Annotated in this window: 23 protein-coding genes; 6 read left to right on the top strand and 17 right to left on the bottom strand. The window is 47.1% G+C overall.

The features are described from left to right. Positions 1-4 precede the first annotated feature (4 nt). From AB4111_RS25445 to AB4111_RS25460, 4 genes are all read left to right on the top strand, one after another. The gene (locus AB4111_RS25445) at positions 5-112 is read left to right on the top strand and encodes an IS3 family transposase (RefSeq protein ID WP_442031539.1); all 108 of its coding nucleotides are present in this window, start codon (positions 5-7) and stop codon (positions 110-112) included. Between the two features lie 309 nt (positions 113-421). Further along, the gene (locus tag AB4111_RS25450; RefSeq protein ID WP_076319415.1) at positions 422-910 is read left to right on the top strand and encodes a hypothetical protein; all 489 of its coding nucleotides are present in this window, start codon (positions 422-424) and stop codon (positions 908-910) included. A gap of 315 nt (positions 911-1,225) precedes the next feature. Continuing rightward, complete coding sequence (locus tag AB4111_RS25455) at positions 1,226-1,804, top strand: TetR/AcrR family transcriptional regulator (protein WP_149846336.1); 579 nt, start codon at positions 1,226-1,228, stop codon at positions 1,802-1,804. A gap of 77 nt (positions 1,805-1,881) precedes the next feature. Next, positions 1,882-4,068: a YhgE/Pip family protein gene (locus tag AB4111_RS25460; RefSeq protein WP_149846886.1), complete on the top strand. Its 2,187-nt coding sequence runs from the start codon at positions 1,882-1,884 to the stop codon at positions 4,066-4,068. Positions 4,069-4,197: 129 nt separating this feature from the next. Here the strand turns inward: AB4111_RS25460 and AB4111_RS25465 are convergent, their stop codons facing one another. Beyond that, complete coding sequence (locus AB4111_RS25465) at positions 4,198-4,539, bottom strand: DUF4190 domain-containing protein (RefSeq protein WP_149846335.1); 342 nt, start codon at positions 4,537-4,539, stop codon at positions 4,198-4,200. A 158-nt stretch (positions 4,540-4,697) separates the two neighbouring features. On the opposite strand from AB4111_RS25465, the gene AB4111_RS25470 reads away from it, so the two are divergent. Continuing rightward, a complete protein-coding gene (locus tag AB4111_RS25470) occupies positions 4,698-4,910 on the top strand; it encodes a hypothetical protein (protein WP_091015752.1) in 213 nt (70 codons plus the stop codon). 84 nt (positions 4,911-4,994) lie between these two features. Here AB4111_RS25470 and AB4111_RS25475 read toward each other — a convergent pair whose 3' ends face one another. The 8 genes from AB4111_RS25475 to AB4111_RS25510 all read right to left on the bottom strand — a co-directional run bounded on the left by AB4111_RS25475 (position 4,995) and on the right by AB4111_RS25510 (position 12,121). Next, positions 4,995-5,750: an amino acid ABC transporter ATP-binding protein gene (locus AB4111_RS25475; RefSeq protein ID WP_149846334.1), complete on the bottom strand. Its 756-nt coding sequence runs from the start codon at positions 5,748-5,750 to the stop codon at positions 4,995-4,997. A gap of 33 nt (positions 5,751-5,783) precedes the next feature. Then, positions 5,784-6,443, bottom strand: a complete 660-nt coding sequence (locus tag AB4111_RS25480) for an amino acid ABC transporter permease (protein WP_149846333.1) — start codon at positions 6,441-6,443, stop codon at positions 5,784-5,786. A gap of 112 nt (positions 6,444-6,555) precedes the next feature. After that, positions 6,556-7,326 (bottom strand): amino acid ABC transporter substrate-binding protein, encoded by a 771-nt coding sequence (locus AB4111_RS25485; RefSeq protein WP_036672520.1) that lies wholly within the window; start codon positions 7,324-7,326, stop codon positions 6,556-6,558. Between the two features lie 132 nt (positions 7,327-7,458). Then, positions 7,459-8,016: a DUF4825 domain-containing protein gene (locus tag AB4111_RS25490; protein WP_442033716.1), complete on the bottom strand. Its 558-nt coding sequence runs from the start codon at positions 8,014-8,016 to the stop codon at positions 7,459-7,461. Next, positions 8,013-8,708 carry a permease prefix domain 1-containing protein gene (locus AB4111_RS25495; RefSeq protein ID WP_442033717.1) on the bottom strand — a complete coding sequence of 232 codons (696 nt, stop codon included), beginning with the start codon at positions 8,706-8,708 and terminating at the stop codon, positions 8,013-8,015. The genes AB4111_RS25490 and AB4111_RS25495 overlap by 4 nt, the downstream gene beginning before the upstream one ends. After that, positions 8,705-9,064, bottom strand: coding sequence for a PadR family transcriptional regulator (locus tag AB4111_RS25500; protein WP_442033718.1), 360 nt, complete (start codon positions 9,062-9,064; stop codon positions 8,705-8,707). Before AB4111_RS25500 ends, AB4111_RS25495 begins: the two co-directional genes overlap by 4 nt. Positions 9,065-9,466: 402 nt before the next feature. Continuing rightward, positions 9,467-10,972, bottom strand: a complete 1,506-nt coding sequence (locus AB4111_RS25505) for an alpha-glucosidase/alpha-galactosidase (protein ID WP_442033719.1) — start codon at positions 10,970-10,972, stop codon at positions 9,467-9,469. A 135-nt stretch (positions 10,973-11,107) separates the two neighbouring features. Then, positions 11,108-12,121, bottom strand: coding sequence for an AraC family transcriptional regulator (locus AB4111_RS25510; RefSeq protein ID WP_442033720.1), 1,014 nt, complete (start codon positions 12,119-12,121; stop codon positions 11,108-11,110). 180 nt (positions 12,122-12,301) lie between these two features. Between AB4111_RS25510 and AB4111_RS25515 the strand changes: the two genes are divergently transcribed. Continuing rightward, complete coding sequence (locus AB4111_RS25515) at positions 12,302-12,928, top strand: histidine phosphatase family protein (RefSeq protein WP_149846326.1); 627 nt, start codon at positions 12,302-12,304, stop codon at positions 12,926-12,928. 223 nt (positions 12,929-13,151) lie between these two features. On the opposite strand, the gene AB4111_RS25520 is transcribed toward AB4111_RS25515, so the two are convergent. The 8 genes from AB4111_RS25520 to AB4111_RS25555 all read right to left on the bottom strand — a co-directional run bounded on the left by AB4111_RS25520 (position 13,152) and on the right by AB4111_RS25555 (position 25,994). Next, positions 13,152-15,488: a rhamnogalacturonan lyase gene (locus AB4111_RS25520; RefSeq protein ID WP_442033942.1), complete on the bottom strand. Its 2,337-nt coding sequence runs from the start codon at positions 15,486-15,488 to the stop codon at positions 13,152-13,154. A 755-nt stretch (positions 15,489-16,243) separates the two neighbouring features. After that, positions 16,244-18,685 (bottom strand): glycoside hydrolase family 6 protein, encoded by a 2,442-nt coding sequence (locus AB4111_RS25525; RefSeq protein ID WP_442033721.1) that lies wholly within the window; start codon positions 18,683-18,685, stop codon positions 16,244-16,246. Positions 18,686-19,209: 524 nt separating this feature from the next. Beyond that, complete coding sequence (locus tag AB4111_RS25530) at positions 19,210-20,286, bottom strand: efflux RND transporter periplasmic adaptor subunit (protein ID WP_442033722.1); 1,077 nt, start codon at positions 20,284-20,286, stop codon at positions 19,210-19,212. 28 nt (positions 20,287-20,314) lie between these two features. After that, complete coding sequence (locus AB4111_RS25535; protein ID WP_442033723.1) at positions 20,315-21,685, bottom strand: ABC transporter permease; 1,371 nt, start codon at positions 21,683-21,685, stop codon at positions 20,315-20,317. Between the two features lie 18 nt (positions 21,686-21,703). Next, positions 21,704-22,387, bottom strand: coding sequence for an ABC transporter ATP-binding protein (locus AB4111_RS25540; protein ID WP_442033724.1), 684 nt, complete (start codon positions 22,385-22,387; stop codon positions 21,704-21,706). A gap of 270 nt (positions 22,388-22,657) precedes the next feature. Then, entirely contained in the window at positions 22,658-23,821 is a 1,164-nt protein-coding gene (locus AB4111_RS25545; protein WP_442033725.1) for a hypothetical protein, read from the bottom strand. Beyond that, complete coding sequence (locus AB4111_RS25550; protein WP_442033726.1) at positions 23,818-25,284, bottom strand: sensor histidine kinase; 1,467 nt, start codon at positions 25,282-25,284, stop codon at positions 23,818-23,820. The genes AB4111_RS25545 and AB4111_RS25550 overlap by 4 nt, the downstream gene beginning before the upstream one ends. Beyond that, on the bottom strand, positions 25,281-25,994 hold the full coding sequence (locus AB4111_RS25555) for a response regulator transcription factor (RefSeq protein WP_442033727.1): 714 nt from the start codon (positions 25,992-25,994) through the stop codon (positions 25,281-25,283). The genes AB4111_RS25550 and AB4111_RS25555 overlap by 4 nt, the downstream gene beginning before the upstream one ends. Positions 25,995-26,156: the final 162 nt, after the last annotated feature.

The following is a 26,156-nucleotide window of genomic DNA, read 5'->3' on the forward strand; positions in this document are numbered from 1 at the left end:
AGAGATTCGACAAGCTGTGGAAGATTATATGTACAATTACAATTACCGACGTTTTCAAGCCAAACTCAAACAGCGCGCACCGATTGAATATCGATGCGCACTGGCAGCATAGCTTTTTTCATCTGTCTGCTTGACAGGGGTAAGACCAACTTCACTCAAAGCCTTGGTTTTTTTGTTGTTACCAGGGTAGGTGGGTAAATTCTAGTTCTATACTTCCCGGTATCATTTAACAGACAGTATTTCTTCTGCATATATAATTGTTGGACTCTGGTCTTAGATTTTGGACGCAGGGCAAGAGTTGAAAGTTTCAATTTCTATAAATTCAATTTATTTTTAGTTATGGAAATAATGATATATTTTAAAACTTTACTATGATATAGTTACTCTACATTTAGAAAATAAAACCATAAAAGAGGATATTATGAAAAAGACATTTTTGCTCAGTTTAGCTATGTTCCTACTACTTCTCCCTTTTTCCTCAACAACATTTGCGTTCCAAGAAAGACTTACGGTTTCTGAGAATATGACCTTTACAACAAGGTTATTATCGGACAATTCTAGATATCTATTCAATTTCAATGTGCAAGGTGACGTTGAGTTGAGAAATGTAAAGAAAAAAACTTTGATCTGGAGCACCAATCTCAAGGAACGCAGAGTTGTTATGCTTGTTATAGATCAATATAACGGAAGACTGAAATTGACGGACTATAGCAATACTCCCTACTGGACATCCGACAATCAGGCGTGGGCCAATGCGTGGTATGGCCCGGGAAATGTACCTGAAAATCTTGTGGGCGACCTGCTAATCATGCAAAATGATGGAAATCTAGTTCTCTATAATACAAAGAATATAGCTAAAGGATGGTATCCTGTCTGGGCTACTAACACAGGTGGAGGAATACACGATTAATCCATCCTATTTGACCCGTGAACATTAAAGATAACAAGACATCTAACATATTTGCTATGTCCACAAAGGCATGTGTGATGACCAATAATATGGTTATCACACATGCCTTTTATTTTTAACATTTTATTTTGAGAAATAATCCCCTGCCCTCTTGATCCGCTGTCCGCCCCCCATCCATACCATGACAAAGATCACATCCATCTTCCCTGTTCAAGTGCTACAGTTGTTAACGACCAACTGACCATAATAGTAAAACGGTCACTAAAGGATTTACCTTACCATTAGCCTTTCAACCTACAAGGAGGTGTATATGTGATGAAAACGATAGATCGAAGGCAACAGGTGATGGATTCTGCCGAGAAATCCTTTGCCTTGTTTGGCTACAAGGCCACAACGATGGAGCAGGTTGCGAGACTTGCCAATGTGGGCAAGGGAACGATCTATACTTTTTTCGAAAATAAAGAAGAACTGTTCAGCGAGATTCTGCGCTCGATCATTGCGGATATGAGACAGATTACAGAGCAGACGGTGAAGGAAGAGAACTCCTTTCTGGATAACGTGCATATGAGCATGGATTCTCTGCTGGAGTACCGGGAGGAACATGAGCTGTTGATCAAGCTCTTTCAGGAGGTTAACGAGTTCGGTACTCCGCAAGCCAAGGAAGGTTTGCAGCAAGTGGAGACAGCCATTCTCGAATATTTGGAGCGTCAGGTCAGCCGTGCCATGGAGTTAGAGCAGATTCGGAGGGATGATCCCAAGTTGGTTTCTTTTGTCCTGCTGAAGCTGTATGTCACCTTAACCTCAGATTGGAACAAAGCGCATCCTACGTTGCACAAAGATCAGATCAAGGATTTTGTGGGCCTCTTTCTCAAGAATGGCTTATCCCCCACCTAGAGAAAGGCATGCCAATAGATTCACAACTTAATAGAGATAGAACAAACGGATTAGCGTAAGGATAGGGAGAGAACATGATGAAATCATTCCACGTATTTGGGCAGGATCTGAAGTCCGCCTTCAAGAAACCAAAAGTATTTATTCCGATTCTCGTTGTACTGTTCATTCCGGTATTGTATAGTGGCCTGTTCCTGAATGCATTCTGGGACCCCTATGGCAAAATGAATGAATTACCTGTAGCCGTGGTCAACACGGATCAGGGCGCAGTCTACAATGACAAATCACTGGAGGTCGGTCAGAATCTCGTCGATGAATTGAAAAAAAGTGATGATTTCGACTGGCAATTCGTGACTCGTGAACAAGCAGAACAAGGCATGCAAGACAACATGTATTATATGACGATTGTGATTCCGGAGGACTTTTCCACCAAAGCAACAACCCTGATGGATGAGCACCCCGAGCCGGCCGACCTGATCTACGAACCCAATGAAGGATACAACTTCCTCGCAGGTCAGATTGGTGGCACGGCGGTCAAACAAATTCGCTCCAAAGTCGCTGCCAAAGTCACAGAATCGTATACCGAAACGTTATTGGATCAGATCGAAAAAATCTCTGGCGGTTTGGCGGATGCAGGGGATGGCGCAGGTCAGATTCATGATGGTGCGATCAAGCTGGATGACGGTACTGCTACATTAAAAGAGAACCTGTCCAAACTGGCCGCTGGCACCGACAAGCTGGAAACCGGCATAGTTCCGTTAAAAGAAGGTGCGTCCACTCTCGCCCAAGGCACACGTGATCTTCATACGGGCGCGAGTGCCCTTTCCAGTGGGCTGTCCCAACTCGCAGCAGCAGGTACGAAGCTGAGTGATGGAGCAACCCAGGCTGAAACTGGCGGCAAACAGCTACAGGCTGGCATTCAATCTGCTCAAGAAGGCGCAGCTAAGCTAGATGCTGGATTGGCGGCTTCCGAGGAAGGCAGCGCAAAGCTGACTGCTGGGCTGCAAAGTTCTGTTGTGGGCAGTGGCAAAGTTAGCGAGGGGGCAAAAGCGGTTGCGCAAGGTCTTGCCCAATTAGCCGAAGCGAGTCCAGAACTGGCCGCAAGTCCAGCTATGAAGCAGCTCCTGGCAGCAAGTCAGGCAGTTGCCGCTGGTAGCGAGCAGGTGTATCAGGGCGGGCAACAATTGGTCGCAGGCAGTCAAAACCTGTACGCTGCACAGCAGCAACTGCATCAAGGCAGCAGCCAGTTGGTACAGGGTGAACAACAACTCGTACAAGGTGCCACGCAATTATCCGCCGGACATGAAAAGCTTGCGACGGGACTACAGCAATTCAATTCCAAATTATCCGAAGCAGCGTCTGGAGGAGCCAAACTTGCGGACGGTTCAGGTCAATTGAATGCGGGTGCAGGCAAGTTGGTTGCGGGTGTAAGCCAACTTACAGATGGAATCACAACCCTTGCAGATGGCTCACATAAGCTGGATGACGGTGCAGGTCAGTTAAAAGAGGGTACGCTCAAATTAACCGACGGCTCTGGCGAACTTGCCACTAAGCTCAATGAAGCGGCTGAGCAGACGGCTAGTGTGAAAAAGACCGATGAACTGGTAACCATGTATGCAGAGCCTGTTCAGGTCGATGAGCATAAATATAATGAGGTACCCAATTATGGTACAGGATTCTCGCCATACTTCCTGTCACTGGGGCTGTTTGTCGGGGCATTGATTGCCACTTTGGTTGTGCCAACTCGCGGCAGCACGGTTAGCGAGGCAAGTGGCTGGAATCGTTTTGTGAGCAAAACGCTGGCTTTCACACTCATGAGTGCTGTGCAATCCCTGCTTGCTTCATGGCTCGTATTGTACAGCTTGGGTCTGGAAGTTCAGAGCGTTCCGTTGTTCCTCTTGTTCAGCTTTGTGACCAGTCTAAGCTTCATGTACATCATTCAGGCTTTGGTGACTTGGCTGGAAAATCCGGGACGATTCCTCGCCATTCTGATGCTGATCTTCCAGCTCACCACCAGTGCGGGCACTTTCCCGCTCGAACTGATTCCAAACTGGTTGAAGGTGTTTAATCCATGGCTGCCTATGACCTATTCGGTAACAGGTTATAAAGCAGTTATCTCAAGCGGACAGTTCGGCGTGGCTTGGGATCAGATCGGTATTCTCTGCATCTTCGCTCTAATGGGTCTGGCAGGAACTTTAACGTACTTCCTGATGCACCGGACCACGGAGAACGAAAACGTCAGCAGTGAAGTCGCAATTCACCTGTAAAAAAGGAATATAAAAAGCAAAGGCGTGTACCGATGCCACACACTCTTCTGGACAACAGAGGTGTTGGCTAAGGTACGCCTTTGCTTTTTTAGTTAGAGATACAATCTAGGTTTGCTAACTTCAATATTTCTAGTATGTAGAGTACATATCAAAGCCTGTGACAGCGAAAGTAAACAATAGCACGAATGCAATAAGTAATACATACATCGCCGTACCGATTATTCCACAAACAAGTCCAGCAATGGCTAATCCTCTGCCTTGCTCCATGCGAACTCTGATCTCTTTGAAGGCCAAAGATGCAAATATAATCGCGGCGATTCCGATTAAAATTCCCACGTAAGGAATCGTGACGGACAGAATCCCCAAAACAAGTGATACAATCGACTTACTATTGGTCTTTGGTACTACATAAGGCGGTGGTGGCAATGTGTCGTTATAATAACGATCTACATCATTTTCGCGATGTTCCAAGGTAAATCCTCCCTGTTCTTTACTTATAGATTGTACTTCAAGGATATGAATGTAAGAACCCCTTTATCCGTGTGATGATATAAATCAAGAATACCTCTAACATATAGATATTATTATAGTCGTAATACTTTTCTGAATATCTTTGGGGGATCACTACGATGAAAATCGATAAAGTCATGAATATACTTATGATTGTGATGCTTGTACTTATTGCTTTTTATCGGAATAATGTGGCTGTATTATGTTTTAGTATTGTTATGTTTGGAATCATGAGTTATACCACTTATCGAGTTCGAACACATTGGAATGTAGTAACTTATATCGTGTTGACCCTGGTATTGATGATCTGGAACATATACCTGTGGACATAAGCTATTACTTTCAAAAAAAAGAACGCAATCCCTTATTACTCATAGGATTGCGTTCTTTATATATTTCTTAGATTGGAATGCCTTTTATCCTTCCACTTCCACCCGCTGCAAAAATGTCCGGGTACGCGCAAGCTTTGGATTGCCGAAGATCTGTTCTGGCGGTCCCGCCTCTGCAATCTCCCCGTTATCCATGAAAAATACACGATCCGCAACGTCACGGGCAAAGCCCATCTCATGCGTGACGATCATCATGGTCATGTTCTCCTGCGCAAGCTGTTTGATGACACGCAGCACCTCTCCCGTCAGTTCGGGATCGAGTGCCGACGTCGGCTCATCAAACAGGAGAATGTCGGGCTGCATCATGAGTGCGCGGGCAATAGCTACACGTTGTTTCTGTCCACCGGACAGATTGGCTGGATACGCGTCAGCCTTGTCCGACAGCCCTACTTTGCCGAGTAATTCCAGACTGCGATTCCGGATGATTGCCAAGCTTTCTTTTTTCAACGTCTTTGGTGCGAGTTCCAGATTAGCTTGTACAGTCAGATGCGGGAACAAGTTGAAATGCTGGAACACCATGCCCATGCGATCCGTCATCTTGCGAATATCTGCGGCACCCGCGTAACGGCCATTATCAACCAACGTCTGATCCTGAATACGAATTGTTCCGCCCGAAATATCCTCCAGATGAATCAGGCTGCGCAGCATCGTACTTTTCCCCGAGCCCGAAGGCCCGATGACGGCAATTACTTCGCCTGGTTCCACGTTGAAGGATACCTGTTTCAGCACATCAAGTGTACCGAATGATTTTCTCAACTGATTTACTTCTATTATATGTGTCATAAGCAGACAGTCCTTTGATTGATCAGATTTAATTTATTCAAATGAAAACCGCTTCTCCAGTGCCTTGAACAGCACCGTGAGCACGAGTGTCATGAGTAGATACATAACCGCTGCCACGAAGAAAGGGATCAGCTGCAAGTCGCGATTTACCGCCGCTTGGGCGTAATACAACAGCTCAGGTACAGCCACGGCATAGAGCAGTGCCGTATCCTTGATGAGCGTAATGGACTCATTGGCCGTTGCAGGCAATACTACACGAATCATCTGAGGAATAATGACTTTAGTCATCGTTTGCCACTTTGTTAACCCCAGTACCTTCGCTGCCTCATGTTGACCTTTATCAATGGAAAGCAGTCCGCCCCTGAAGATTTCAGCGAAGTACGCCGCATAGTTCAGGATGAACGCAATCCCCGCTGCTACAAAGCGATCAAACACCAGATACTCTCCAATCACCGGCAGCAACGGTAAACCGAAGCAGAAGAATAGAATTTGGAGCAGTAGCGGTGTTCCTCGCATCACATATACATACGTATGGGCAATCCATGCCAGTAGTTTAATCTGGCTTCTCATCGCAAGCGTGACCGCAAATCCAAGCGGCACGGATAACACGATCGCGAGCAAGAACATGAAAATGGTGGTCTGCGCACCCTCTAGCATCGGTTTTAAAATGGTCGATAGATAATCCCAACTCATTGTTTTGTCTCCTCTAATCTGTTAACCCCGCATTCCTCCGAAGCATAAATCGCTCCAGCGTGGAATACGGGGTCCGTTTTGTTTCTAACTATATATCAGGTGTGTAACCTGCCTATTTCAGAACCTTGTCTTCACCCAACCATTGAGTGGAGATCTTAGCTGCTGTTCCATCTGCATTCAGCTCATCCAGCGCTTTTTGCAGCTGATTCAGAAGCTCTTCATTGCCTTTTTTGATACCTATTCCATATTGTTCCGGTGCAAGAGATTCATCCAGCAGTTTGAATGTTCCCTCTTCCTTGGACATGTAGTATCTCGCGACCACTTCATCAATGATGACCGCATCCAGACGTTTTGTTTTCAAGTCAGTCAGAGCAAGCACGTTATCTTTGAATTCGGAAGCTTTTACTTTATCCTTCAGGGGACTTGCTGCCAGTGCATCTGCCGCTGAGGACAATGCCTGCAATCCCACATTTTTGCCATCGAGTTCATCCAGCTTCGTAATTGGCGAGTCTGCCAGTGTAATGGCTACCTGACTGTTTTCCAGATACGGCTTCGTGAAGAGCACTTTCTCTTTGCGCTCATCCGTAATGGTATATCCGTTCCAGATCATGTCGATTCGCCCACTGTTCAGCTCTGACTCTTTGGAAGACCAGTCGATCGGCTGGAATGTGATTTCTTTACCCATTTTCTCCGCTGCAGCTCGTGCGTAATCAATATCGAAACCAACAATTTCATTCTGCTCGTCCCGGAAACCCATTGGAGCAAACTTGTCGTCAATTCCTACAACAATCGTGTTATCGTCTTTGCTTGCGGAACTGGAACAACCCGCCACAATCAATACACATATACTAATGAATAATAGTAGAATCGCTTTTTTTCTCATCTCTCGAACCCCTCCATGTCTATAACCAAAACCAAAACGCTTTAGTTCGTTACCACGTTATCAGAGATTTATAATAACATAGCATGGGAGAAGAGTCGAGTCTCTTGCCTATTTCATTGGATTCCATGCAGCTTAATTGTCAACAATTTGTGAAAAAACTTCTTTCACTTGTGCTGGTTCTACCAGCTTCTCGCGTACAGTCAAATCCCATAACTCCGGGTTCTGAAGCTCCTTTAATTCCGTACCTGTCCATTGTTGAGCGGATTTACGACGTAAGGTATAGCTGGTATTCTCTAACTGGTAGACGACCTGCTCCAGATTATCGATCATCACAAAGTTCGCAACCGCATTATATACAAGTATCCGCTCAAGTTCCTCTGCATCCATCTCATGTGTATCCAAGCTATAATTCACTTGAGCCGCGAACGTCTCCGGGTACAGTTGGTAACCATTCAATCTTTCTCGTAAAGGTAAAGCCTGATTCAGATGACTAAGGTTTGAATTATCACCCATATAGGGACTGCGATATTTGGCTAAGGCGGTAAAATCATGCGTCAGCGGATTTTGCTGTTCTGCTTCATATCGATTCTGCTTTGCCTCGTTCCTCGGATTAACGAACCCCTCAACGAACACGAGGCCAACCACACCGAGAACAACGAGTGCAATAATCCATATATTTTTCCCTCTCATGACACATCACTCACTTCATATTTGCTAATGATCCGATACGCACGATGCACTACCAAAGGAATAATAACGCTCAGTAACGGGATAGCAAAGGCAATCGCCATCACAGCAAACTGATAAGGTCCATCCACTTGAATGGGTCGATTAAACCAGATGTTGCTTCCAAATCGCAACGCCGCCTGTGTTCCCCATAGTACAATCATGAACACCGCCCACAACCACCAAATTCTGCGATTCCACTGCATGAAGGCATGGGTTCGAATCACTGTGGTTTGCACTGAAGTTGCTGGATCATTCGTCCTGTTGGTCAACATATACAATACATATGCCCCCCCAACAAGGAAGCTCACGAGCATAAGCAGGTTGTTTATGGCGGAGCCATGCATCACCACTCTCGTTGGAATGGTTATGATCCAGGCTATAAGGCTATAAATCAGAGCAGACTGCAACAACGCTGTCCAGTAAGGAACACGTTGTACCCTTCGATGGTCACTCATCACTTGATCCATACCAGCGATATGCTGAATGGCGGTCTGGAATGCCTTTTCTTCACTCATCCCCTGAGAGATATAATCGTCAATCCGGGCAGCGAGATTACTGTGAATCTCTTCTTTTAATTCCCGATTGTCCAATGTATCTTGTGCGTGAGCGAACAGCCGATTCACATGACGGGTAATCCGAACTTCCAATCTCATAGGTCTTCATCTCCTTTTACTCCAGTGACAATCATGCAATCAATCAGTGCCTTGGCTGCATGCCAAGCTTGAACCTGTTCTCTATAGGCTTCGAGGCCTTGCACTGTAATTCGGTAATATTTGCGTCGTCCTCCCTGCGTCTCTTCCCCCCAGTAGGACTCCACATATCCACTCTTCTCCAGCCTCTTCAAACTGGAATAAAGCGTAGGTTCCTTCAATTCAAACTGCTCTCCACTCTTGCGATAGATCTCCTTAATAATGCTGTAACCATAGTTATCAGAAGGTATAAGTACACTCAGAATGATGGGGTCAATATTGCCCCGAATCAGATCACTGTTAATCACTTGAACATCCATCTGCAAAATTCACCGACTTTCTTCCATCCTGCGTATACTATAAGACATATTACTATGTCTGTAAAGGTAATATGCATCACATGGTAAGTATGCCTCACAGTGAGCAACATTAGCAACATTCCTCTCTTGTTTTTCATCTGGATACGAATGTCCCCCCTGACGAGTTCACTCTGGTTGAATATGTGAATGGGAAGGCACGTCCCATCTCTTTGCGAGAAGGTTCATTCCAGTTGTCACAGGAAAAAGGAACTCATTATTATGGAGCCTTTGCCCGGTGGACATCCGCTCAAAATTCGCAGGTTTCCTTGGGTGATACCTCTTTTGCCTTTGTTATCCGTGGTGTCGAAAAAATAAAACAAACAGGGCCCCTCCAATTTCGGAGAGGCCCTTACGCCTTTGTATCTATTGCTGCACTTTCTCACGATCTTTGCCTTTATCGGATTCACCTGCGTTTTTGTTGGCAGCATCACGATCCTGTTGCATCTCTTCAACGGTTTTCACCTTAAGACGTGCTGCACCTTCATACTCCTTCGTCGGAATAAGATTACCCGCAGCAAGTCTTGCTTCTGCGGCAGCAATCGCATCTCCGTATTGTGGTAGCCACTGAGCCTGTGCAACCAACATCTCGTCGACCATCTGCCAGATCTCTTTTGGATTACATACAGCACCCACGAGCGGGTCCATCATGAACGCCTGACGAAGTAATTGATCATCTCCGTTCATCGCAGCTTCGACTGCAAGCCGTTGCACGGAAATGCTCACATTACATACCGCGGCTGGTCCCAATGGCAAATCGCCCACATGCGGCATAGAGATGCCATTGCGATCCACATATCCCGGTGCTTCAATAATCGCATCATCTGGCAGGTTCGAGATGACTCCATGATTAACGGTATTAAAATGTCCGCGATAGACACGTCCCGTCTCCAGCCCTTCGATAATATAGGAACCGTGCTCCTCGCCCCGTTTTTCCGGAATGAATTGCATCGGTTCATCCTTCATCCAGTTAGGAAAATCAGTCTCGAACCAGTTGCGCCCCTCTGTACATACGCGCAGATAGCCACCTGTCTCTCCGTTAATCCAGTTGCCCAGGTCGATCCATTCGTTGATCTCTTCCGGACGTTTGCGGTACCACGGCACATATTCACTCAGGTGACCATTCGATTCCGTACTGTAGTATCCGAAGCGGCGCAGCATATCGATCCGCACTTTCTCGGTACGGCTGTACTCTGGATGTTTCTCGAAGGCTTCGAGCAGGTCACCTGTAAGGTCTTTCCCTTCATGAGAAGCCTGAATATACCAGGTCTGATGATTAATGCCGGCACAGACAATATCCACTTCACTCTTTTTCAAACCAAAAGCTTCCGCAATCTGATGATGACCATGCTGTACGCCATGACACAGTCCGATTGTCCGCACACCACCATACTTATTGCAAGCCCAAGTGAGCATCGCCATCGGATTGGAATAGTTCAAGAGCAGCACGTCTGGTGCGCTCTGTTCACGAATATCTTTACAGATGTCCAGCATCTCGGCGATTCCGCGTTGTCCGTACATTATGCCCCCTGCACACAGCGTATCGCCGACACATTGGTCTACCCCATATTTCAGTGGAATATCCACATCCGTTGCAAAAGCTTCCAGTCCCCCAACACGAATCGTACACAGAACATACTTCGCATCTTTTAACGCTTCTTTACGATCCGTTGTCGGCTGAATCTGAATATTCAATCCGTTCTCCCGGATATCCCGCTGACACAGTTCAGTCACCATGTCCAAATTGTGCTGGCTAATATCGCAGAATGCAATTTCAATGTTGTTAAACTCCGGTACCGTGAGCAAATCCCGCAGCAATCCCCGTGTAAATCCGATACTTCCTGCCCCGATAAACGCCACTTTAAACGACATGTCTATGTCCTCCCCTAATCCGAATCTTTCCCTTCGATTAATGACTCTCTTCATGAAATCATTGTACCAACGCCAATAGGGGAAGCGTTATCAAAATCATGACCTGTTCCAGTCCCTGTTGTCAAAAATCCTAACTTATTCATTCGTCGGGTACTGACTGACATGTCGTTCCATCGAGGAGCGAAATTCAACAGGCGTACGGCCGGTATATTTTTTGAATAACATATGAAAATACTGACGACTCCCTACTCCAACATAGTCGGAAATTTCAGAAATCGGAATATTCGTCTGCTGTAGCAGCATCTTGGCCTTCTCCATCCGAAGCATCGTCAGGTAATCGGTTGGTGTTCGCTGCGTGTGCTGACGGAAAATGCGATGCAAATAACCCGGATGCAGATTGACGGCTGCGGCAATGTCCTTCATCTGAATATTGCGATCCATATTATGATGCATGAATTCGATCGTTCGTTTGACATACAATTCCGCCTGATCTGGCGCACTTCGGTTCATTTCCCCACGCAGACGTGCCACACGGACGATCAACTGGATGAACAACGTACGCACCAGCATGCCCTGTTCCGGGGATGAGAGATTCCGGGCTTCGCGTTGATGCGACCGTTCCTCTGGTGGAATAATCCTCATCGGTGCAGTCGATCTTTCTTGTTCCAGCAGACCGCGCTGATCGAGTTCCAGCACCAAACTCTTCATAATGTGATACACCTCTTCCGGGTCAGGCAGTACCAGATATGGCGAAGCATTAGTGAGCAGCGTATGGACTTCTTCCTCTTCTTGCGCGAGTTGACGGATGGATAGTTGTCCGGGAGGTGAGCTGGCGAATCCAAACTCCACATTGAGCATCCGGCAAGGCACCCCATCTTCTACGAGCAAACGATGCGGGACACCTGCATCGAGCATAATGAACTGTCCTTTTTTCAAAACGCTCTGCTCTGAGCTCCCATCCGGCATCTGTACATCCACCCGGCACATTCCCGAAATAATATACATGATCTCCGTGGAATCATGATTGTGATAGGACATACGGTAGTTGTCCCATTGCTTATAATAGTACGCGTAAAAACGTGGCCCACAATCCTCTGTTCGCAATGCCTCCTGATACAGGCTTCCTGTCCAGCGCTTCGAGATGCTCATGTCCATACCTCCAGTCCTTCAACGATCGATCCTCACTTTTCTCCATTGTAACAATTATGTAGGTTGGATATAAACGTCCTGACTCAAATGATGATTGTATTTTATAATTAGACAAATATATAATTAGTTTTTCATCTAATGATTTGTTTGAACTATTTTTACTTATGGAGGTTTCCAATTATGAGTACCACCTTTCATCTGGTGAGGCACGGCCTCAAAGAACGACGAATCGGTGATGTCCCCCTCACTTCCGAAGGGGCGTTACAAGCCGAAGCCACAGCACTTCATTTTGCCAGAGTTGCCCTTACTGTTACTAAAATTCTTACCAGCCCACTTCGGCGTGCCCAAGAAACTGCAAATATGATTGCCCGCCATACCCATGCCCATATAACCGAAGATCCTCGCCTGCGTGAACGTGCCAATTGGGGAGATTGTCCCGATCAATCATTCGAAGAATTCATTGCGATGTGGGATCGATGCACATCTGACCCCGTTTACATTCCACCCGTGGGAGACTCGGCCAAACAGGCAGGTGAACGTCTGGCCTCCCTCCTGACCGAATTGGCTAATGAAGAGCAGGAGAACAGTAACATTATTGTGGTTGCACATGGAGGACTCATTACTGATTTTCTGGTGCAAACCTTTACCGAGCGCGAGCTTAACGTCTTGCATTCCGATTTTATAGCTATGCAGAACCAATTGATCCCTGAGTGCTCTATCACCACACTAATCCATGATCAAGGAAACTACACCATTGAAGCGTTCGCTTCAACCGAACATCTAGAATTAACGGATGCACAAGAATGACGTAACATGATTGCCGGGAACATACCAGGCTCTATCCCCAACTCCCTCAGATCCTCATGTAAAAAAGCTCTGAAGCCTCCATGTGCCGAGACACATGGGAGACTCCAGAGCTATAGAGCACTTCAAAATGCTTTAGTGCCTACTCGTAAGCATTGACGTCGCTTCTTTACGTTACAAATCTGATCGAGTTTTACGCTTTCTTACTATTGCGGATCCGGCCTGTTTATTTTCCGCCCTTACCTGGCGTGTAGAACTTAGGTAGCGTTACCTTCGACCAGTCGATATCCGATGCCATGTAGAAGGACGGATAGGAAGGCTGGTTGTATCCACTGTTCTGTCCGGCAATGCCCACGCGATACATCGCATCATGCATCAACGTATACAGCTTGCGGTCTGTCTTCTCGGTACTCAGATAGATACGGATCGCTGAGCTGTCCGTGGTTCTCACCAGCATCTCTTCCCGCCAATCTCCGAAAATATCAGCTACAAGAGACGGCGTACCTTTGGTGTAATTGTTAGTCAATGTGCCTGTGGCCGTCAGTAACGTGCCACGATTCCAATCCTTGATGGTTGGTGTAACATCAATGGCACCATCTACGATCTGTGTCGTCATATCACCAGACCAACGGATATTCATATTCGTCCCCGGTGCTTGATCACTGATTTTCTGCCCCTGTGCTGTCCACAAGCCTACAGCCCATGTCTCCAGACCGCGACGGGTTGGATCAACATCACCCACCATGCCGCGTCCCGTATCTTTCCCTGTGTATCCGCCATAGATTACTTCTCCGGTCTTCGCATCCCTTAAGGAGTAGCCATATGGCGCCCACGGACCACCCTCGTGAACCATGAATATCTCAAGTCCCGGACGATCCGGGTCGATATCTGCTACATGAAGGGCATCCCCATGACCCAGACGGGCAATCGTTCCCGGTGCAGCACTTTCGGCTGGCATCAGGTCAGTAGAGCTGTACAGTACGCTGCCGTCATGATCAATCGTGGCGGAGCCATAGATGATCTCTTGTTTGCCGTCTCCATCTACATCCGCCACACTGAAATAGTGCGCACCTTGAGTAGTGATGGAGCCGTACACTGGATCTGTGCCATCCACGCCATGCGGCCCGTCATTGAACGGATTTTTCATCGGTGTCCAGCCGCTGTCCACTTTCCATTCCTTTTTCAGCTTCTTGCCATCCCAGTTGTAGGCAACCATCGTTGAACGTGTATAGTATCCGCGTGCAAAGATTGCAGATGGTTTCTTGCCATCCAGATACGCCACGCCTGCCAGGAAACGGTCCACCCGATTGCCCGGTTCAATCCGTGCCATGGCATAATCGCCCCACATCAGGCCATCGTCATGACGTTCAGGTTCGTAGGGGATCGTCTCCAGCTCTTTGCCTGATTTCCCTTCAAATACCGTAACGTACTCCGGTCCGTCCACGATAAAACCCTCAAACTTACGCAACTCATTTCGGTTGCTGCGTTCTACCGCATAGACATCAATGAAGTAATCGGCCAAGCTCTCGGCATCCTGCTGAGATAATGGATAGTTATACTTTTTCTCTATTCCAAAAGCCTCTTCCAATGTCGCAGGCCAGTTGCCCTTCACAACCTCTTCGTGTTTATGCCAGTTTCTGAACATATCCACCACGTGATCGTAGTACCCGTCAGCACTTAAACGATAATCATCCTCGTTCTTCACGCCTGCCTTGCGGTCTTCCTTCGGTAAGGTGATATACTTCTCGGATGTCACTTTTCCTTTTTTGTTATATTTGATAATCTTCGTTCCCGGAGCGGTTTTAAACATTATCTCAGCCTTGCCATCCCCGTCAAAATCATAAACGAGCATCTGTGTATAGTGAGCACCTGCACGAATGTTAACCCCAAGATCGATTCGGTACAACAACTGTCCATCCAGGGTGTACGCATCAATGTAGGTTTTACCAGTGTATCCTTTTTGCGATACGTCCTTCGCGTTGGAAGGGTCCCATTTGACGAAAAATTCATACTGGCCATCCCCGTCCACATCCCCAACACTCATGTCATTGGCCGAATACGTATAAGCTTCTCCCGCAGGTGTCACACCATCGGCCGGTTTTTGTAATGGAATATCCACGTAACCGTTCGCCCAAGGTTTGACGGATGCACTGCGTTTGCTTTCCTTGCCCTTCTTGTTCACCGCTGCCACTTCATAACGGGAAGACGATTTGCCTCCGATATCTACATAGTTCGTGCTGTCGGTGACCGTAGCGATCTTTTTGCCATCACGGTAGACGTTAAAGTCCGTTCCTGTCAGCCCTTTATCGCTATATCCTGTGGCCTCGTCACCAAGCAATCTCCAACTGAGAAACACCCCTTCAGATGTTGATGCAGCCACCAGTCCCCGATCCAGATATTCCAGCTGAATCTCTTTCACATGACTGCCTCCCTTATGTGATTGCAGTCCAGCCTCTGTCGTACTATTTCCATTCGAAGCTTCTGCTCCAGTGATTCCCGCTGTTCCCCCAACTAGCAAAGCTACGCTGAGTGCCGAAGAGAGCACCTTGGCTGCAAGTGGCATACGCGCCTTCCTGCGACCGGATTGCTGACCTGAAGCCGATCCCTTATGTACCGGCGCTGTTGTTTCTGAGTTCATCCACCTTCACGCTCCTTGAGACAGAATAGATGATGCTGATACACTTTGATGATGATTGAACATTCGATTACCCATGTAGACCTCTTCAACGAATGATTCCAAACTTTAATGATTACAAAATTAAAAAAGAGAAATCAGCTTGCCCGACTACCAGAGTGCGGACCTCCTTTCATTCTCTTTCCAATCTGAGCGAGGTGATCCCGCCCATCGGGTTCTATTATAGACATCCTTCCTGCCAGACCCTAGGCAAATATCCGTCCAAAACGATCAATAATCAGTGTTTTTAAGAGTCATTTTGGAAATCAAACCGATGAACGATTCAGGCTGAAGCATGATTCAGACTCAACGCCAAGTTTTTTCTAACGAATCTCAGTAACCTTATTTGGACCAGAACTAGTTTATGAAGATCAAAATCTACCCAAATTAACTGAATAGCATGTCTACGATTCGTTAGATTTTTCAAATGCATCAATTCAACTGAATAGCGTGTCCTCTGTTCGTTAGAAAAGAAATAGGGCTGGCCCCTGCTCATTTTCATGAACAGAGGACAGCCCAGCCTGATACGCCCGCTCTTACATCCCTAATTCCGGATCTTCAAGCGATTATACATACATTGTTCATGTGAGAACTTCACTTCTCACGACCTTACCTTCATTAGTTACGTTAGTTATAAGTTCCACTTAAGGCTCAATGCCCCACACCAGGTTTCCACCTTGGTAGAGTGTTACTTTGTTCCAATCCTGATAGGATGTTTTCGTTGGATCGAAGGAGTAATCATTCGTCTCGTCAAAGTTGGACCAGTCTGTTTTGTACATGCGAAGCTGGATGTCTCCAGTCTGTCCACCAGCCTGAATGCTGCCAGCGCCAGATGTGAAGCTCAGTTCCACATACGAGTCTGTGAAGGTCCGCTGGATATTGGCTCCGCCAACTTGAGCGTAATCAATGGCAGAATCCATTGCGGCCGACCCTTCTTTCGAGAAGTAATACCGGATCTTCAGATCACTCAGATTCACAGCCGTACTGCCCAGATTTTTGATGTTGAAATACGGTTTGATCTGGCTATCCTGCGCATTGGTATCTCCAGCACGATATTGCAGGACAAGATCACTTGTCGGTACAACGACACTTTGAGGTGTCGCGGAAGCTACAGCGGAATCGGCACTTTGCCCTGCTGTGTTCACTGCACTTACCACATAATGATACGTTGTTCCGTTCGTCAGGGAAGTGTTGGTGTAAGACGTACCACTCACATTCGTCGCGATCGTTGTGAACGGACCTGATGCACTGATCGCCCGTTTCACATTATAACTTGCTGCACCTGTAGATGCAGTCCACGTCAGGCTCACCTGTGCATTGCCTGCGGTTGCTGTGAGCGCAGTCGGTGCAGCTGGCGCCGTTACACCTGCAACCGGTGTAGCTGTTGCTGTGGCAGAGTTGACACTTTCACCTACAGCATTCGTTGCCGTTACTACATAATAATAGGTTGTGCCATTGATCAGGCCGGTGTTGCTGTAAGATGTTCCACTCACATTGGCTGCGATCGTTGTAAATGGACCTGCTGCACTCAGTGCCCGCTTCACGCTATAACTCGTTGCACCTGCAGAAGCAGTCCACGTTAAGGAGACTTGAGCGTTACCGGCAGTAGCCGTCAATGCTGTGGGTGCTGCTGGAGCGGTATTACCGCCTGGAGGATTGCCACCGTTACTTGCAGGCAGCACAGGGAATGAATTCTTCACCAATGCCACGAATTGATCATGGAACCAGTGACCGGATACCGGAGCATTAGGCAATGCACCTGTTAATACGCCATCCCGAGTTGTGAAGGTCGGATCACACATCCGGTCGAAACCTTTACCTTCATTATTCGGAATTTCGGAGCTGGAGCCATCGGATTCACCCGGAGGTTTCACCCAGACATAAGCATCCAGATGCGCTGGTCCTGGCGCTGCCTTAGGCACTTCCCCTATGCCAGCTCCACTGGCATTACACCAGTTCCCCCGATGCTCCCGGCGATCTACACGTCCGGAATTCACATAATCATTAATGTTGCTGCCCGTAGCCGATGTTGGACGGTCTACCCCACCCCAGCCGTTCCGGCTAGTATCGATCAGGAAACCTGTGCTGCTTGGCCAGCCGGCTTGTACGAAATCGGCATACAGCGCAGCAGTGAAATCGGTTTCGTCAAAATATGGATTCCACTCATAAAACTTGGCCGATTTAATCGGTTGTCCACCGATATTGAGATCCGGGTTAGACAGGTTCGGCTCTCCCAGCGGTGTGGTGTTCGCTGTATTCGTAATGAAACCATCTGCACTGCTCAGACCCGCGGCTGTCCCTTGTACAACACTTGTATACAGCGCGACTGCTGCAGAGCGGTTGTTATCCCATCCAAGCCAGCCGGAGTGACCGATATCCAGATAGTTGTACACATTCGGAATGGCGTGCAGCTTGTCCAGTGCATACTTCACACCCGCCTCATAGATACCTGTTGAGCTGGCTTGACCACAAGCTGGTGTACTCAGGTTGGTTACAAGGTTAGGCAGACTGTCCGGTTCAATGACGGCGATAATGCGAATATCCTGATACTTCGGATCTGCGAAGATATCTGCGAGCACATCAATATAATCCGTTTTATATGTCTGCAGTGCTGCCTGTGTTAGTGGAAGTTCACCATTGGATGCAAGTGCATGGCAATCCCGTCCAGGCAAGTTATAGATAACGAATGAAGCCGTTATTGGCGTACCAGGTTTCTTTTGGGCCAGAACGGCATCAAGATGTTCCTCTACACTTTTGCGACCAGCGTTGTCCGGGCCACCATAGATTGCAGCAATGCGGTCAACCCATACTGCGGTTGGATACGATTTGACCGTTTCCATCTTGGCCTTCAACGATGCATCGTTGGTCAGCGCAATAGACGTATCCACGAGAGCCGAATAATCCTGGTTCAGATATGCCGTGGCCCCTACAAATGGATTATCCACATGTGCTTCAGCCGCCTGAGTCAAGCCCGGAGACATCCCCGGGAAAATCCCCGCCGCCAGCAGTGTTGCCGCCAACATTTGCTTTACTCCTTTGCGCAGGATCTTCTTACCTCTTGATTTGGTTTTCATTTTAGTCTTCATAGTTCCACCTTTCCTTTAGTTAGATTGGGTTGTACTCATGTCTGATCCTCTGTGTCATTATGATGCTTAGCACGAAGAGAACGTTCGGATGAGTTGGTTGTATCACCTCCATAAGGAATAGTTGTATAACTGGAATCTTGATCAAACAAATTGTGTGAGGGCGAATCATGTGAATGAGTATAATGTGGTGGGTGAGGTTGAACGTGTGTTAAACATGAAGAAGTGTGGAAAATGGATTAACAGGTTACCTGATTTTTCGTTCCGGTAAGCGCTTTCTTTAAACGATTTAAAAAAAAGCCTTCGCCTACCCATCTACAAACATGATGTTCGGTGTCACCTCCTTATGTATGATTATACGACATGTAAATATTACTGTAAATTGAATTATATAAATTTAATTATATTTTTTTCCATAATTCAGGCAGGAATTTGGACACCCCTTGCCCCTAACCACACCAAAGGCTCATCCTGGCAATATGCCACAATGAACCTCTTGTTGATCAAGGTCGAAGTAACCCGCTTGTCTAGGGCAGAACGACGATATCTCCCGGTTTTAACCCGCTTACCACTTCCGTCTTGTCCCCCGATTCCATTCCAGCCTTGATGGTCAACGGCTCTGTCAGTCCGTTCCCTTTGTCTAACAAGACGTAAGGTTCGGTCTGGTCACGCATGATGGCCAGGCTGGACACAACCGTTACTTTGTCCTTCCGTGTCGTCTCAATATCCCCTTCCAGACTCACGCCTCCATACATCCTGGCATCCGGCTTCAGATCAATGACCACGTCAAACTGGGAAGCCTGCTTGAGGTCTGTATCGGTACTCTTCCGGGCGAACTTGGACACCTTGCTTACCTTCCCCGTGAATTGCAGGTCTTTCTGCGCTGTCATTCGTACCTTAACCGGCATTCCCACCTTAAGTCTGAACATCTCTTCTTCACCAACAATCGTCATGAATTTCAGTTTGCTGATATTGGTAATGGACCCGATTAGCTGTCCTTCCGTCACTGCACGTGTCTTGCTGTCCTCTTCATTCATCTGAAATATACCGGAGGCTGAAGCATACACAATGGACTTGCTCATCACGGCCTGCTTTTTCTGTATCTCCTTCTCCTTGAGGGCCAGCGCTTTTTGATTCAACTCATTCGTCAGACGTTTGCCTTCCCGATCCGCAAATGCCTTCTTGCGCTCCTCTTCCGTCACGCCAAGCGGCTCGCTCATATTCGCCTGATCCAGGCTAACCTGATTCATCTTATTTTCCAACTGGGCTTTCTCCAGATCGCTCTGCAATTGCTCTACTTCCGTTTGTAACGTGGACGTGTCGAGCGTAAACAGGATATCCCCCTTGCTCACCTGCTCACCACTTTTCACGTGCCACTGCTTGATGTTCGAAGCATACGGAGCATAGATATCCGTCTGATCGGTATATACGGATTTCCCTTTCACCTGAATCGTTTGCGTCATCGTTTCTTGTGTAACATCAAACGTAATTGGCGGCGGGATCTCAACAGGTGCCTCCGGTTTTGGTTTGTACTTTTCATACAGCCAGTACCCCACACCTGCCAAAAGTACAACCGTGATGATAATTTTAATCCATTTCTTCATGTGCCCAATTTCCCTTTCGCTGATAAAGTTACATCGATTTGATCACAGTTAATGCGTTGGTCCGCGATGCGCTAATTGCCGGATATATTCCCGATACAACACCGACCAGCACAGCAAACACGATGCCGAGTGGCAGAGCGGATTGCTGAATAACTACGGTCATGGGACCATTGACCTGATCTGCCATCTGACTCGCGAGCAGACTGTTCACCCCGCCGAGGGCAGCAAAGGCAATTCCAACACCTGCCAAGCCGCCCATTAATCCAAGCATCGCTGCTTCCGTAATAAACATCTGGCGGATCTGCCACAGATTCGCCCCCAGCACCTTCATCACACCAATCTGCTTACGCCGTTGATGCGTAGACATGATCATCGCTACAACAATGGACAACGAGGCCAGTAACATGATAAAACCACCGATGCCCAATGCCGCCTTTTGATACATCGCCAGTTGGCCAGCCATTGCTTCCTCCTGGAAGAGATTGCTCTGTGTATTTAACGTCAGCTTTTGGATCTGTTCTTCAACCTGGGATACATAGCGTTTATCCTCGACTTTGACCAAGGCAGAGTTCAGACGCTTGGCAGCACTACGATCCGCCTGTTGCAATCCAAGCTCATCCTGCAACGCACGTGCTGTGTCCAGCGGCAGATATACTTTTTTGTCGCCCTGAGCACTCATCTCATCCATGTTGGAAGGTTTTGTAAGCTCGCCTGATACACGTACAGAGCCACTCATTTTGGTTTTACTCGCATCCGCATAATCTTCATATCGGAACTGAACACGCTGCTGAACCAACTGATCCTGCTTGGATGACATTTCCGTATACTGCTGCAGGAGCTCATTGTTATATGGATCAGCATTCAACTGCTCGAATAGCTTCTGAGTTACTTTCGGGTCTACAAGTCCGAATGCGGCCCCATAACTGGTCACCGCCATACGACCATCCTCCGCCCCACGTCCCTCGGCATATTTATATCCGAACCCGCCCAGGGTCTGCAGCTCCGTACCAATAACTTCAACGTATGTACTGCGACCATCCGGAAGCACCATCTCCAGCGAATCCAGCTTTAACATGGGTGCCACAGCAGCAACATGGGGAATTCTCTGAATAATCTGAATCTTCTCCAGCGTCAGCGCACCGCGTTCAAAAGTCGAGCTCTGACCGCCCCCCTTGCTGTTACCCGTACGAATGCCTTCATTGGGTGTAATTATAATCTCATCCATCTTGTAATTGTCGTTTAATGTTTTCTCACTATAGGTCTGTACGGACTGCCCCACACTAAGTGCAATGATCATGGCAGCAGAACCGATGGACAGCCCCATCATGCACAGCAGTGTGACCATTTTTCTGCGAATGATCTGTCCCCAGGCCATACGTGCTACATCCCGTATTCTCACATTTCCTCTCCTTTTGCCTCAAACTTCCCTTACAGCCTCTTCAACCAATATTCCATGTTGCAATGTAAGTACAACCTGCATCTGTTCCGCGACTTCTGCTTCATGTGTCACAATGACAAAGGTGGTATTCAACTCCCGGTTAAGCTGCTGCAAAATCGCAATAATCTCTTCCTCTGTCTCCGTATCCAGATTTCCCGTTGGCTCATCCGCGAAGATAACCGAGGGTTCGGTAATGAGTGAGCGTGCAATACTGACACGTTGTTGTTGACCGCCCGACAATTGGGACGGGAACAAGTTTGCTTTTTCACCCAGTCCAACCTGTTCCAGCAGCTTTAATGCTTTTGCTTTGCGCTTCGCAGGACTGATACCCATGAACACCAACGGTAACTCTACATTTTCCCGAATCGTGAGATTGGACAGCAGCTCATACGACTGGAAAATAAATCCGATATGACTGCGCCTGAACTCAGCCAGGCGATTCTCACTGAAACGTACGATATCTTGTCCCGCAATGAGAATCCTGCCTTGATCTGGTTTCATCAACCCCGCCATCAGATTCAGCAGCGTCGACTTGCCTGAACCTGAACTGCCCAGCAGGGCCACCATTTTGCCTTCTCCAATTGTCAGGTTGATATCTTGAAGCACCGGTACGATTCCCTGAGCATTACGGAACGAGTGGGATAATTGATCAACTTGAAGCATTACTGCATGTCTTCCTTTCTACTTGCCAAATATGTACAGAGGTTGTTCAAAAAGTCCGATTTTCTCGATACGGAAACGGGTCTTATATGAACTTGTATGTATGAATTCGCGTAGCACATTCCCTTTTATTATAGGGTGGAGATGTATCCAGGCTGACCGGAGTTGTATCCAATTTGTAAAATGTCACAACAAAAAGACCTTGTCCGCATGGGAGCTGTCGCCAGCCTCATCCAGACCAAGGTCTTATATTCTTATGCGATTCGACTCAGCTTACCAGGCTCTGAAACTAAAGCGGTACATCTCACTTTTATCCATCGTGCTGCCCACTGCAAATAGCTCATCATCATTCCATCTGAGTTTGATGAAGCTATCAATATTACGGTAGATCACCGTATCTGACGAAAGCTTGCTGTCATTCAGATAGGCAATATGCAATTCATTCTTCTGATTCTGATTATCCATTGGCAAAAAATAAGCAATTCGCGATTGATCTGCATCCAGTTCGAAGCTCCAGATGGACCCTTTCAAGACCAGATCATATTGCTTCTGTTCTGCGCGATACCGATATAATCCCTGCACCTTATTCATCGTTCCCTGGATAAGCATGTCCCCATTTTTCAGCAACTTGAATTGTTGAATGTCTTCCATTGCCGCATATGCCTTCACTTCAAGCGCATCCTCAAGGGATACACGATAGATGACATAATTGTCTTTCAGCATCACCAGCATATAGAACTGCTTCAGATCTTCACTGACCTCCAAGACATCCATAACGATAAATGTATCACTCGATCCTTTTCCTTGTCCTGTTCCTGCAAACATACTCATCAGCTCATCATGGGTGTAGATGGTCTGACTCGTTCCCTGCCTCAGATCGACTTGTTTAAATAAGAGATCATCTTGACCGATGTAGGATTCATTCCCTGTAAACACTCTGTAATACGAGTTATCGTTCGAAAGTTTGCGACGTTCCCCGCTCTGAATCATATACTCATACGTCGTCTTCTGCGCTTGACCCGCCCGATATTGAGAGTATATCAACTTTTTGTGATCCGGGCTGATGACTACACCGTAATCCGTATTCGTTGCAATATTTTTCACTTCATTATCATCCAGATGCAGGAGAGACAGCCGCAGTCCAGAATAGGAAGGTTCCGGTTGATTTAATATAATTGTATTCCGGTCTACCACTTCAAAATCATAGATTGCGAAGTCATTCGGAATCTTGGTTGCCGACTCGACTTGAATCGTACTGCTGGGCGGCGGCGCCAGACGGCTGTTGAATTGCTCGCTTGGCATAATCACCGTTCTTGGTTTGAGATTCCCCATACTGAACAGGCTGCCGATTCCGAAAATTCCACTGACAAATGCGATTAACAGCCCCGACAACATCAATTTGTCACGGTGCTTTCGCCAGAATCCGGGATGTCTCATGCGTTCATTTCCCCCGGAAGACTGATATTTACTTGTGTCCCTTGCCGCATGATGCTCTTCATCTCCACTGTTCCTCCATGACGCTCCACGATGTTCTTCACAATAGACAAGCCCAGCCCGGCGCTGCCCTTCTCGGCCCTGTTGATTCCTTTATCCTGGTAAAAGGGTTCAAATACATGCTGGAGCGCTTCAGCTCCGATTCCTTCCCCCTGATCACGGATCAAAATAGCGATGGTCTCACCTAACCGGAAGGATTGTACTTCAATGATTGAATTGACATCACTGTATTTGACCGAATTATCCAGAACGTTGAGGAATACCTCCTTCAGCTTGTCCCGATCTCCCTGTAGATACTGATGTTCCTCCAGCTCATAGTGAATGCCTATATTGTACTTACCCGCCTTAATCGACATGTCTTCACAAGCTTCACGAATGATATCCGATACATCGATACGTTCGAATCGGTACGCCTGAATGACCGCAGAGGAGACCGAGACCTCCAGAATATCCGCAACCATCGTGTTGAGACGTTGGCTTTCCTTGATAATATAATTCATGCCTTTGTCAAAAAAATCCTGATCGGTAAATCCGTTATCCCGCAAAATCTGGGCGTATCCCAGGATGGTCGTTAGTGGTGTCTTCAATTCATGTGTCACATTGTCAAAAAAGACTTTGCTTCGCGCCTGTACTTGATTCACTTCGTCCCGCTCCCGCTCAATCACATCAATCTGCTCCCGCACACGATCAATCATAATGGTGAAGCTTGAAGCCAGTTCACCAATCTCATCCTTGGTGGTTATCTGAATGTCTGCATTCAGACTCCCCTGAGCCACTTCCGCAGAACGTTTCGTGAGTACACGGATAGGTTGGGTGATTTTCCGGGAAATAAAGATGGATGCGATAAATACAAACACAAAAATCACCGCTGCGAACAATTTGATCGTATTTTGAAAACGCAGGTTGCGTTTGAACAAATCCGTGTAATCCTTCTCCATCTGCACAATCCCGATCAATTGTTGATCCATCTGAAGCGGAAAGGACAGACTGGAGGTGACCCGACCTTTATCCACAACTGTGGTATACGCGATCTTGGATTGTATGGCCGCCTCCACATCAGGATGGCCAGACCGCTTAGCGACATTAACTTCACTGCCAGCAGATCCGTATGGCGAAGCATCGGGGCGATATACGGTAATCTTCCCGCCAACGGCTGAACCAATCTGCTCCGCAAGCTCGCGGCTTCCTGCTTCGAGCGAGTCTCTGCTCATACGTTTGTTATGAATCAGGAAGTACTGATTCAGCGCGATATCCAGATTTTTCTTCGATTGCACCATGTCCTCATGCACTTCCCGGTACATATTCTCCTGCGCCACCTTATTGGACAGAATCAGCAGAACGGAGAATCCGATAAAGACGATAACCGAGAAGAGCACCACCATTTTGAACTGGATTGTCCACTTCATGTCTGCACCTGAATATTCAGCTTATACCCTACACCAAATACGGTCTCGATCATCGAAATGCCCTGCACACCACTATCCAATTTCTTGCGAATCCGTTGTATATGAATATCCACCGTTCGGGTATCCCCTGCAAAATCAAATCCCCATACTTTGTCCAACAGTTCAGAACGTGTATGTACCTTACGATGATGAGTCACGAGAAATAACAACAGGTCATATTCCTTATTGGTGAGTCCTGCGCGTTCCCCGTCTTTCCACACTTCCCGTTCATCCTTGCGAATCTCAATATGCTTGCCAAGCCTTACCACCTCATAGGACTGATTCTCCAGCGTCTCGCTGATGAGATCAATCCGGCGAAAGATCGCCCGAATGCGTGCCACCACCTCACGGATATCAAAAGGCTTCGTGATATAATCATCCGCCCCAAGCTCCATGCCAAGTACCTTGTCCAGCATGTCAGACTTCGCAGTGATCATGATGACGGGTATCTTGGAGTTCACAGATAGTTGCCGGCACACATCAAAACCGCTCATATCTGGCAGCATCAGATCCAGCAGGATCAGATCTGGCTTCGAATCCCGAAGCAGACTCAAACCCTCTTTACCCGTAGCTGCTTCCTTGATCTCAAATCCTTCCTTACGTAACGAATAGGACAAAATATCGCGAATGGACTCCTCGTCCTCAATAATTAAAATCTCTTTTGGTCTCATGATACCCTCGTAATCTCCCTGCTCTATGAATTTCATCTGTCTATATTTTGTATCCCAAGCCTTGTACTTGAATAGAGGGAAGCACGAAATGTTACAACTCCGATACAACTCTGAACCGTTTGGAAACAACCTCCCGATATACTTGGATCATAAGAGACTCAT

It is taken from the genome of Paenibacillus sp. 2KB_22, assembly GCF_052115745.1.
Lineage (GTDB): Bacteria > Bacillota > Bacilli > Paenibacillales > Paenibacillaceae > Paenibacillus.